This is a genomic window from Prevotella fusca JCM 17724 (assembly GCF_001262015.1).
Taxonomy (GTDB): Bacteria; Bacteroidota; Bacteroidia; order Bacteroidales; family Bacteroidaceae; genus Prevotella; species Prevotella fusca.
On the sequence record NZ_CP012074.1, the window covers coordinates 371,488 to 383,405 of the forward strand.

Annotated in this window: 9 protein-coding genes and 1 pseudogene; 2 read left to right on the plus strand and 8 right to left on the minus strand. The window is 45.7% G+C overall.

The features are described 5' to 3' along the window. Positions 1 to 23: 23 nt before the first annotated feature. Complete coding sequence (locus ADJ77_RS01505; RefSeq protein WP_025077924.1) at positions 24 to 458, minus strand: hypothetical protein; 435 nt, start codon at positions 456 to 458, stop codon at positions 24 to 26. Beyond that, entirely contained in the window at positions 442 to 786 is a 345-nt protein-coding gene (locus ADJ77_RS01510) for an FtsB family cell division protein (protein WP_025077923.1), read from the minus strand. The genes ADJ77_RS01505 and ADJ77_RS01510 overlap by 17 nt, the downstream gene beginning before the upstream one ends. A 156-nt stretch (positions 787 to 942) precedes the next feature. On the opposite strand from ADJ77_RS01510, the gene ADJ77_RS01515 reads away from it, so the two are divergent. Then, complete coding sequence (locus ADJ77_RS01515) at positions 943 to 2,754, plus strand: DNA polymerase III subunit gamma/tau (protein ID WP_025077922.1); 1,812 nt, start codon at positions 943 to 945, stop codon at positions 2,752 to 2,754. Positions 2,755 to 3,136: 382 nt separating this feature from the next. Then, the gene (locus ADJ77_RS01520; RefSeq protein WP_050695956.1) at positions 3,137 to 5,983 is read left to right on the plus strand and encodes a putative LPS assembly protein LptD; all 2,847 of its coding nucleotides are present in this window, start codon (positions 3,137 to 3,139) and stop codon (positions 5,981 to 5,983) included. A gap of 123 nt (positions 5,984 to 6,106) precedes the next feature. Here ADJ77_RS01520 and ADJ77_RS01525 read toward each other — a convergent pair whose 3' ends face one another. The 6 genes and pseudogenes from ADJ77_RS01525 to pepT all read right to left on the minus strand — a co-directional run bounded on the left by ADJ77_RS01525 (position 6,107) and on the right by pepT (position 11,894). Then, a complete protein-coding gene (locus tag ADJ77_RS01525; RefSeq protein ID WP_050696208.1) occupies positions 6,107 to 6,904 on the minus strand; it encodes a class I SAM-dependent methyltransferase in 798 nt (265 codons plus the stop codon). Between the two features lie 10 nt (positions 6,905 to 6,914). Further along, on the minus strand, positions 6,915 to 7,448 hold the full coding sequence (locus ADJ77_RS01530; protein WP_025077921.1) for an HXXEE domain-containing protein: 534 nt from the start codon (positions 7,446 to 7,448) through the stop codon (positions 6,915 to 6,917). A 25-nt stretch (positions 7,449 to 7,473) separates the two neighbouring features. Continuing rightward, positions 7,474 to 8,025, minus strand: coding sequence for a GNAT family N-acetyltransferase (locus tag ADJ77_RS01535; protein WP_025077920.1), 552 nt, complete (start codon positions 8,023 to 8,025; stop codon positions 7,474 to 7,476). A gap of 59 nt (positions 8,026 to 8,084) precedes the next feature. Then, positions 8,085 to 8,243, minus strand: a pseudogene (locus tag ADJ77_RS13130) (ClbS/DfsB family four-helix bundle protein); the annotation flags it as partial. A 6-nt stretch (positions 8,244 to 8,249) separates the two neighbouring features. Then, positions 8,250 to 10,520: a cation:proton antiporter domain-containing protein gene (locus ADJ77_RS01540; RefSeq protein WP_050695957.1), complete on the minus strand. Its 2,271-nt coding sequence runs from the start codon at positions 10,518 to 10,520 to the stop codon at positions 8,250 to 8,252. Between the two features lie 150 nt (positions 10,521 to 10,670). Further along, a complete protein-coding gene (gene pepT / locus ADJ77_RS01545; protein ID WP_025077919.1) occupies positions 10,671 to 11,894 on the minus strand; it encodes a peptidase T in 1,224 nt (407 codons plus the stop codon). Positions 11,895 to 11,918: the final 24 nt, after the last annotated feature.

Sequence of the window (11,918 nt, forward strand, 5' to 3'; positions counted from 1 at the left end):
TATCTATAACCTTTTAGCTTTTTTTAGTTACTTTCGTTTCCGCTTTCCTTTCTCAATTCATAGCTGATACGGTGTGTTGTGTACATTTCTACAATGGCAGATATGAGCAGGAGTATCACCCAATTGTTGTGGAAAATGCTGACGTAACTGCTATATCCACCCAGTGAGTTGGAGAATAGAGGACGGAGGAAGTGATGGCAGTCCTCCACCATGAAGAGTCCGGCGAGGATAAATCCCCAGCCAGCCAGCGACATGATTCTGCGCAACCGGCGGATGGAAAGCTGTGTGCCAAGATAACGTTGGCGCGACTGCATAAGTGCAAACGCAACAGCACCTGCCAGCATCAGCCAGCAGGAGGCGGGTTGAATTATGAGAAAGGCATACAGACCTGCGCCTGCAGCCATTATGATTCCCCCAATAATATAAATGGTTGATTCGAGTTTATTCAGCTGTCTCATATTTAGGTGTGTTGTCAGTCGGCTGTTCATCATCGCTCAGTACGAAGATATCTTCATTGTCAGCCTTCATGAAGTAGCGTTCGCGAGCTACACGTGCAATCGCCTTGGGGTCAGTTTTGAGAGCCTTCAGTTGTTGCATGTCATGCTGGTATTGGCGGTCATAGTTCTGAATCTCAGCCTTTAGGTCTTCGATTTGATAGGCATACTCAATACGTTTCATAAAACTGTTCTCATCCAGTACGCCTACGATGAGTGCGCCCAGGATAATGACGATATGAAACTTGAACCGACTGAAAAAACTGTAAATATGTCCAGTAATCTTGCTCACTTCTCTATATTCTTTTCTGCAAAAGTAAGGAAAAGATTGCACATGTACGCATGAAACATATATATTTTTATCAAATTAACAATTTAATTCTCCCCATCTCCGTTCTCTTCTCTTAACTTTTATTACCTTTGCATGAACAATCAGAATTTTTAAAATATGGATGAATATATTGTCTCGGCGCGAAAGTACCGTCCGATGTCCTTCGATTCTGTTGTGGGACAACTGGCGCTGACCACCACGCTGAAGAATGCTGTGAAGAGCGGCAAGCTGGCGCATGCTTATCTTTTCTGCGGACCACGAGGTGTGGGTAAGACCACCTGTGCCCGCATCTTTGCGAAGGCTATCAACTGCGAACATCCAACGGCTGATGGCGAGGCTTGCAATGAGTGCGAGAGCTGCAAAGCGTTCGGTGAAGGACGGAGCTATAACATCTTCGAGCTGGATGCTGCCAGCAACAACTCTGTCGAGAATATCAAGTCGCTGATGGAGCAGACGCGAATCCCGCCGCAGGTAGGACGCTACAAGGTCTTCATCATTGACGAGGTTCACATGCTTTCAACAGCAGCTTTCAATGCCTTCCTCAAGACTTTGGAAGAACCGCCCGCACATGTTATCTTCATCCTTGCAACAACTGAAAAGCATAAGATACTTCCGACAATTCTCTCCCGTTGTCAGATTTATGACTTCGAGCGTATGACCGTTCCGAATATCATTGACCATCTCAAGCGTGTGGCGGAGAAGGAGAATATACAGTATGAGGAAGAGGCGTTGAATGTCATTGCAGAGAAAGCGGATGGCGGTATGCGTGATGCGCTTTCCATCTTCGATCAGGCTGCGAGCTTCTCTCAGGGAAATGTCACCTATCAGAAGGTGATTGAAGACCTGAATGTACTGGATGCAGACAACTATTTCAACATCGTTGACCTCGCTTTGGAGAACAAGGTGAGCGAGGTAATGGTACTTCTGAATTCTGTCATCAACAAAGGTTTTGATGGCGGTCATCTTATCACTGGACTTGCCTCCCATGTCCGTAACGTGCTGATGGCAAAGGATGCACAAACACTTCCACTTCTTGAGGTGAGCGAGCAGCAGCGTCTGCGTTATCAGGAACAGGCACAGAAATGTCCTGTCAGTTTCCTTTACAACGCATTGATGATTATGAGCCGCTGTGACGTGGAGTATCGCCAGAGCTCCAACAAGCGGCTGCTGGTTGAACTGACGCTTATCCAGGTGGCACAGATTACGCAGAAGGATGATGATGTGCCTGCCTCGGGGCGTAGCCCTAAACGATTAAAATCCCTGTTCAAGAATCTTATTCTTAAGGCTCAACAGAAACCGGCTCCGCAGGTGGTCGGGAGCCTGAAACATAATGATGACACAGTTCGCCGTGCTGATGATGGTGGAAAGGTGTCAGTGGCAGCTGCATCTTCAGATGTAGTTCCTGTTGCCGGGACCTCTGCTGAGCGTCCTGTTGCGAAAGTGGTATCGGGGCTGCCGAAGTCCATCAATCTTGGTAGTTTGGGTCTGTCGTTTGAGAATCTGCTCAAGAATGACAAGAAGAAAACCCAGGAAGAAGATCATGAGGTTACCAACAAGGACGAGAATGAGACGTTCACACAGCAGGACCTTGTAGTAAGCTGGCGTGCCATGTGTACACGTATGCCTGACCGTATGCAGGCATTGGCACAGCGAATGAAGAATATCACGCCTACAATCACGGATTTCCCTGTCATTCAGGTGCTTGCTGAAAACAACATCCAGCTTAACGAAATGCTGCCTATCAGGTCGCGTATCCGTGCCACACTGGCAAAGGATTTGCACAACGGACAGATAGAACTCGTCATCCGACTTGCCAAGCGGGAGGAAATCAAGCCGATGCTTACTCCCCGTGAGGCATTGGATAAGCTGATGACGACAAACCGTCCTGTGAGGAAACTCGTAGAGACTTTAGGGCTGGATCTGGCTTGACACAGTGCTGACAAACCTCGCCTTTGGCGTTGGAAAACGTCAGCTGTAAGCGTAAACTTATGCTCGGGGATTGTTCCCAAATCTTGGCAACTCGTTGACCAACCGTTGGTAATGGAAGAATTGGCGGCAGGCTTGACTGTAAAATAAGCCGTCTTCAACAAACAGCATGCCTTATACAAGGCTGGCAGACAGTGTGAAGATGCCGTCTGTTCAGTGTCAGTTCTAAAGCCTGGGATAATTATGGCTGGTCGGGTAAAGCATATTCTGAATGGGTAAAAGACATTAGTAAATCAGTGCCTACGTACATTATAGAAAAAGTTAAAATAGTGTAATGGTGGTTATGTTCGGCATTATTTCAGTATTTTTGCACGTTATTTAGGCAATGAGAAATAAGAGCATTATACTCCTACTATCCTTCGCCATCGTCTGTGCGATGGCAAGTGTCAATATGCCTGTGCCTCAAGGTAAGAAAGCCCGGAAGGTAAAGGCAAGCACTGTTGTGGTTGACAGTTTGCTGCAAGGACAGGCATCTAAGGCTGGTGAGGAGGTCAATAAGCATGTTCCTGATACCACGAAGATGGATTCTCTTCAGTTGGCTATCTATCATCATAACAAGGCTATAGACGATTCTATCCGTGCCGACAGCATGATGCGGGCACGTTCTAATGGAATTGATGCACCGGTGACGTATTCGGCTGACGACTCCCTCGTCTATGATGCGGCATTGGGTACAGCTTATCTGTATGGTAACTCGAAGGTGGATTATGAGAATATGAAACTTACGAGTGATAAGGTTCACATGAATCTCGGAAACAGTACGGTGCGTGCAACGGGTACGGCTGACTCTACGGAAGAAGGGGGAATCAAGGGGAAGCCGCTCTTCACAATGGGGAAAGACGAATATAAGAGTGACACGATGGCATTTAACTTCAAGTCAAAGAAGGGTATGATTAAGGGTGTCTACACTGAGCAGCAGGACGGATTCCTCAGTGGCGAGGTGGGCAAGCGTGACTCTTCGGGCGCCATCTACTTGCAGCATGGACGTTACACCACATGTGATGACCCTCACCCCGACTTCTATATTGCTCTTTCACGTGCGAAGGTTCGTCCGGGCAAGGACGTTGTCTTTGGTCCGGCTTATCTTGTTGTGGCAGATGTTCCCTTGCCTTTGGCTATCCCATACGGTTTCTTCCCTTTCTCCAAGAAATATTCAAGTGGCTTTATCATGCCAAGCTATGGTGATGAAAGTGACCGTGGCTTCTATCTCCGTGATGGCGGCTACTATTTTGCTATCAGTGATAAGTGGGACTTGAAACTCCTGGGCGAGATTTATACCCGAGGTTCCTGGGGTGTGTCGGCAGCCAGCAACTACCGCAAGCGGTATAGGTATTCTGGTTCATTCCTCCTTAGTTATCAGGACTCGAAGACAGGTGACAAAGGACTTCCGGACTTTGTGGAACAGGAGAGTTTCAAGATACAGTGGAGCCATCGTCAGGATCCTAAGGCAAATCCGTACAGTTCGCTGTCGGCAAGTGTGAACTTTGCTACGTCAAGCTATGAGCGTAACAACCTTAACAGCATGTATAATCCGCAGACGCTCACTCAGTCTACCCGAACATCATCTGTAAGCTGGAGTACAAATTTCTCAAGTATAGGACTCTCACTGAGTGCCACAACCAACCTCGCACAGAACATGCGTGACTCGACCATTCAGATGACACTGCCTGACTTGAACATCAGTCTGAGCCGTTTCTATCCGTTCAAGCGCAAGCACGCTGTGGGAAAGGAACGCTGGTATGAGAAGATTTCAATGAGCTATACGGGTCAGTTATCTAATTCTATCTCCACCAAGGAGGACAGGCTTCTGCACTCCAATCTCTTCAAGGACTGGAAGAATGCCTTTCAGCATACTATTCCAGTGCAAGCAAACTTCACCATGTTTAATTATATCAACGTTACACCATCGTTCAACTTTACGGATCGTATGTATTCCAAGAAGGTGTCACGTGGATGGGATAATGCTCTGCAGAAAGAGGTGGTGACGGATACTACATACGGTTTCCATAATGTGTATAACTGGAGCATGAATGTGGGTGCAAGCACGAAGCTGTATGGTTTCTGGACGCCAAGCAGGAAACTTTTCGGTGATAAGATCCAGGCTATCCGACATGTCATCACGCCGCAGGTTTCGTTCTCCTATTCACCTAACTTCGGTGCACGCCGTTATGGTTACTATGACAGCTACCAGTACACGGATGCAAGCGGTAACGTGAAACTCGTTGAGTACTCGCCTTATCAGGATGAACTCTATAGTGTGCCGGGTAAGTACAAGACTGAGATGATCAGTTGGGATGTGAGCAACAACATCGAGATGAAGGTAAAGAGTGACAAGGACTCTACGGGCTTCAAGAAAATAAGTATCATTGATGAGCTGGGAGCAAGTATGTCCTATAATGCTGCAGCCGACTATCATCGCTGGAGTGACCTCAGTATGCGCCTTCGTCTGAAGTGGTGGAAGAATTATACCTTCTCAATGAATGCACAGTTTGCCACCTATGCCTACGAGCTTGATGCTAACGGTAAGCCTTATGTGGGCAATCACACCGAGTGGGGATATGGGCGTCTGCCTCGGTTCCAGGGTATGTCGCAGAACATATCGTTTACACTGAACCCTGAGAAGTTGAAGAAGTGGTTTAGTCGTAAGGATGATAAAGACGATGACAAGGTGGCAGAGGACAGTGATGGACCCGACCCAAATATTGAGTCGAACATGGATGATGACATCGAGAAGGGTAAACACGCAGCCAAGAAGAAGCGTGGCAACATTGCCGAGACTGACGAGAACGGTTACATGCGTTTCAATATGCCGTGGTCGTTGACGGTCGGTTATGGTATCACCATGCGTGAGAACACAGGTGGTCAGTTCAATACCAAGACAATGCGTTATCCTTATAAGTTTACGCAGACGCTGAACTTCTCGGGTAATATTCGCATCAGTGACGGCTGGAACATTAACTTCTCAAGTGGTTACGACTTTGAGAATCATGCCATGAGTATGACAACAGCCAGCTTGTCGCGCGATCTTCACTGCTTCAACATGAGTGCGTCAGTAGTGTTGGCACCATATACATCTTATAACTTCACGTTCCGTTGTAACGCTTCAACACTGACGGATGCGCTGAAGTATGACAAGCGAAGCGGTATCACGAATGCGGTGCAGTGGTATTAGTCAATACGGCTGATACTTCTGCACGTGTTGTTTTTGGAGTATGGGATGAGATAAGGGACGGTATAAACAGGTATATGTATATTCTCGAACTATTTTATACACTGCAAATTACTCTAATTTCTTTCATCTTGGAGGTTTCATGGCAACAACAGAAAACAGCATTGGTATTTCGCCATTCTTTCCTGCGATTTTGAACGTTCCGTTCTTTTCTGCAATCATATTCCCGAATAGGTTGAAAGGAGAGTAATCATACTCTCCGAAAGACTGGATCTGTAAGTCATTATTGAGCAAACCATTCAGCACTACAGCTAACCCATGATTCCACGTAGCGGTCTTTTGCCGATTGTCATTTTCCGAATCAGTGTAGGTCGATTCTTCCACAATGTAAGGCTCTTTGCGTGAATAAGCATATCGGACTTGCGAGAATTCTTCATTAAACATCCACAATATAGGATGGAACTCCACGATAACAAACTTTCCACCGTCTTTCAGCGTTTGTGAAATTACTTGTCCCCATTGGATTAAGTCTGGCAACCAATTAACTACACCATAAGATGTGTATACAATATCGAACTTCTGCCCTTTCAGCATGGCAGGTGCATCATAGATATTGCAGCAACAGAATTGTGCATTCAGCCCTAATTCCTCATTCAACGACTTTGCTGTTTGTATAGCCTCTTCCGAGAAATCCACACCAACAACGTTAGCTCCCATCTTTGACAGGGAAAGCGTATCCATGCCGAAATGGCATTGAAGATGCAGGATAGACTTTCCTCGAACATCTCCTAATAGAGACAAATCCAAGTCAGGAACAGACTTTACCTCTCTTTTAAACTTATCCAAGTCGTAAAATGAAGAATACAAATGATTTTTTGTTCTTGCATTCCACGCCTCTTTGTTTATCTTATAATAATCTTCCATCATTTAATTCTTATTTATTACCTTTTTCCCAACGTTGAAACCTATCCATAAAGAAGAATGCAGAAAACACGCTTAGTATGGTAAGAACAATACCAATAACTGCCCATAAAACCATTTGCGAAAAGGATAAAACTGTTACTTCTGAGAATTCAGCAAAAGAATAGATGCAGTAAGGCAATGTTAGGATGCTTGTAATGATAACCGGTACATACTTTTGATATACAATCCACTGTACGATATGCATTAGCAGGTGAACGGAATATCCTGTCAATGCAGCAAACCACAATTGATATTGACCTGTCCAAACCGAGCAAAACGAAACAACAGAAACAAGTATGAACTCGTGAGCAGTACCAACGGCAAAGGTGGAAGTGGAATAATCGAAAGGTCCTTGTCGAGTAAAGAACGATTCGATTTTAGGGAATCGTTTTCTCAATTCTTCCCTATTCCTGTCAATCCAATGCCTAAACATAATAATTTCCTCGTATTCGTGAATCATAAATACGACAGGGAAAAGCATAATTATTAAGTTTATTTTTGTCATAACCTCTCTTGTAATTTATTTCAAACTACCGATGCAGTTTCTTCCAATCTTCTAAAGTGATTTTAGTAAAATGCTCTGTGCGAACCTCATTTAACAGTGGAACAGGCTTATTGTCTTCTGTATGACTGTAAACGAATCCGCATTTCTCTTGTACTCGTTTTGAGTTCTCGTTGCCATCGTAGTATCCACACCAAACTGTAGTTCTTCCTAAATCCTCAAACGCATACCGAAGCAATTCGTTTACGGCTTCAGGAATCAAGCCTTGTCCCCAATAGGGTTCACCTATCCAATAACCTATTTCACACTCATTGTCCGCAATCTTTACGCTGTGGATTTCACTTCTTGCAGTCATTATTCCAACGCTGCCGACAGCTTCACCTGTTTCTTTCAACACAACTGCATAGGTTTCTGGAGCAGAGAGTACTGCGTTTATAATTTCACGACTGTTCTCTACACTTGTATGCGGTGGCCAACCAGCAATCGGACCAACGTTCGGATTCTGTGCATACTTGTATAATACTTCAGCATCGCTTTCTTTCCATGCTCTCAATAGCAGACGTTTTGTTTGTAGTTCCATAGTTTTACTTATCTTCCACGTTTCTTTATTAGTCTTATTGTAAAGTTTCTATCGTTTGCTTATAGTGTTCTAATACGTACTCTTATTTTCTTTATCGCCCAATCATAATGGCTTGAGGTTGCTGAAACACTATAAGAACCAAGCGTAGAGATGCCCGTTCTATCGAATATTCCCTTGTTAAAGAGCTCGTTGTCAGAGAAAACTGCAATCAATTCCATACAGCGTCAGTGGATAGATATAATACGTTCTATATCACTATGTTCTCCAACAACCCACAGTACGTCTCCAGCCTGCAGGCAGCGGGAAGGAGTAATGAGCGTGAGCCTTTTCTGTCCTTCATCAACACCCACAACCATACAGTTGTACTGGTCACGGATGCCGCTGTCCTTGAGTGTTTTGCCGATGAAGGGACTTGTCTTGGTGATAGTAAAGCTACGGAGTTTCATCTCATGCTTTTCTATCTCTGTATCTTCAGGCTGCAATTCTGACTTTATTGCATGGGAGAGTCTTGTCAGCTGTTCATCATCTCCAATGGCTTGCAGCTTATCGCCAGGGAAGAGAATCGTACTGCCATTAGGTATGTTGATGCGTTGTGTGCCACGAAGAATACTGCTGATATGTACTCCAAAACGGTTTCGTAGCTTCAGACTATACAATGTCTTGCCAGCCCATAGTGAATCGTCGGGCAGTTCAAGATTGGCAATGTGAATATCACGGTCGATAAGGTGGTCGGCAAAAAGCGGTTTCTTCTTTCCTTTCACCTGTGCTTCGATGTCACGGCTACGGAGGTTCTGGATGAACAGTCTTTCCAGTGTTATGCTTCTCTTCTTGAGTCGTCGGGATAGGAGCATCAATATCAATATGCCCACAGCAATGGCTATCATCAGTGCATTCTTGAAGCGTGTGAGGTAGTTGCAGATGTAGAAAATGAAGCTGATGGCAATGACTACACGTGCAAGGATGGTGGCAATAAGTGGTAGTCGGTTGATGCGATGGTCAGTCCACAATGCTTTGAAGGCTTCGGAGTGGTTCTGCTTCATGACAATGGAACGCAGGAAAGGCGAAATGAAAGCTATTGTGAGAAGTCCGCACACGGCATTGCCAACCCAATGGTTTCCAGTCCATTCAATTGAGAGCTTGCGGCATACGGGGAGTACTGCTGAGAACATTATGGCAATTACAGCAGAGGAAAGGATGGAATAGATGATGGTGTTAAGCAGCATCTTCTTGATGAGATATTTCCAATGGTTATCCGATGTGGCACTTTCGCCCGCAGTATTGGTCTGTATATGTGTCAGACGGCGCACCCAATGCTTGGGAAGGTGCTTGATGAGGAAGTTATAGCAAGGCTCTGCCGCACGAATCATGTATGGCGTGAGGAAGGTTGTGATAACCGAAACGGCTACGACAACCGGGTAGAGAAAGTCTGTGATGACATGTAAGGACAGTCCTAATGATGCAATGATAAAGGCAAATTCGCCCACTTGTGCCATCGAAAATCCACAGCGCATGGCATTCTTGAGGGTTTGTCCGCCAAGGAGATAGCCCAAAGTTCCAAACAAAGCCTGACCTGCGAGGATAGCGAGGACAAGTAATAGGATGGGGAGGGCATAGCTGATAAGGATGTCAGGTTTAACCAACATACCTACAGAGACGAAGAAGATGGCACCAAAGAGGTTCTTTACAGGGTCAACAAGACGGATAATCTTGTCGGCTTCAACCGTTTCTGCAAGGATACTTCCCATGACGAAGGCGCCAAAGGCAGCACTGAAGCCGACTTTTGTTGATATGACTGCCATCAGGCAACAGAATCCCAGTGCCACGATAAGCAATGTCTCATTATTGAGAATCTTGCGGACAGAACGGAGGAAGAGTGGGATAATAAAGAGTCCGATAACGAACCATAGTACGAGGAAGAAGCCGATTTTCATGACACTTCCGACAATCTGTGCACCGTCGGGACTGGCACCTCTGGCAACAGTGCTGAGCATCACCATCATCACAATGGCAAGGATGTCTTCCAGGATGAGGACGCTCATGACCGTGGAGGCAAAGCCCTGTTGGGAGAGTCCCATGTCTGCGAAGGCTTTGTATATGATGGTAGTGGAGCTCATGGCAAGCATACCACCAAGGAAGATGCAGTCCATCTGTTTCCATCCAAAGCTGTAGCCCACGATGACACCTAATGCCATCATGCAGAAGATGATGGTACAGGCGGCAATGATGGGGGAGGCTCCCATCTTGAGAATCTTCTTGATGGAAAAGTCCAGTCCTAATGAGAACAACAGGAAGATGACACCAATGTCGGCCCATGTCTGTATGTCGGCTTTGTCCATGACGCTCATCAGATAGGGCATGTGTGGCGATACGAGGAAACCTGCCACGATATATCCTAATACCAATGGCTGCTTGAGTTTCTTGAATATAAGTGTTACAAATCCTGCTACAACAAGAATGAGTGCGAGGTCCTTGACCAGCGAGGGAAGTTCTGACATAAAGCTAAATATCCGCCTCCGTATCTTCTTTCTTGAAGCTGGAGGCTTAGATTATACTTGTGGGTGTTAGGTGTTGGGGATGAATGTTGGAGGTGAAAGCTCTTTTATGTTAATTAATTCCCCCTCCCTTGAGGAGGGGAGGGGGAAGTTTTAATCATTAAACTCTGCTGTCAATCGGCAGATGTTGATGATGACCTGCATGGCTTTTTCCATAACCTGGACTGAAACGAACTCGTAAGGACCATGGAAATTTACGCCACCAGCAAAGATGTTCGGGCAGGGAAGCCCTTTGAATGAGAGCTGTGCACCGTCCGTGCCACCACGGATTGGCTGTACTTTTGGAGCAACATTCGCCTGCTGCATGGCACGGAGTACCAGCTCGATGACGTGCATGTTCGGGTCAATCTTCTCCTTCATGTTGTAATACTGGTCATTCAACTTCAGCTCAACAGTACCTTCTCCATACTTCTCGTTCATTTTTTTCACGCAGTTTTCCATGAAACGCTTGCGTTCCTCGAAGTGTTCACGGTCATGGTCACGGATGATATAGCTGAGCTTTGCCTCTTCACAACGGCTTTCAATACCAAGGAGATGGTAAAAGCCTTGATAACCTTCAGTCTGCTCTGGAATTTCTGTTGCTGGAATCATATCATTGAATTCACATGCCAGACGGCTTGCATTGACCAACTTTCCCTTTGCATAGCCAGTGTGAACGCTCACTCCATGAATCAGTACCTTGGCACCAGCAGCATTGAAGTTCTCGTATTCAAGTTCACCGAGGTCGCCACCGTCAATGGTGTAACCCCACTCACAGCCGAACTTCTCCACGTCAAAGTGATGTGCACCCATACCGATTTCTTCATCAGGGTTGAAGGCAATACGAATGTCGCCATGCTCTATTTCATCATGATCACGAAGGAAGCACATTGCCTGTACAATCTCAGCAATACCCGCCTTGTCGTCAGCACCCAGCAGGGTTGTGCCATCTGTTACGATGAGGTCTTCTCCCTTATGTTCCAAAAGCTCTGGGAACATCCGTGGAGAACTTACCATATTAGGATTCAGTTGTATGTCAGTTCCGTCATAGTTCTCTACAATACGTGCCTTGATGTTGGCTCCGCTCGCATCGAGTGCAGTGTCATAATGAGAGATGAAACCGATTGTCGGAATCTTCTTCTTGGTGTTGGCAGGGAGAGTGGCATAGATATAGCCCATCTCATCCATCTCAACATCCTTCAGTCCTTCATGTTCGAGTTCCTCCTTGAGATATTTTGCAAAGACCAGTTGCTTCGGTGTACTTGGCACTGTCCCGGAATCTTCAGCCGACTGTGTGTCAAACTTGGTGTAGTTGATAAATCTTTCTACTATTTCCATGATGTTACGGATATTTATGTTGTA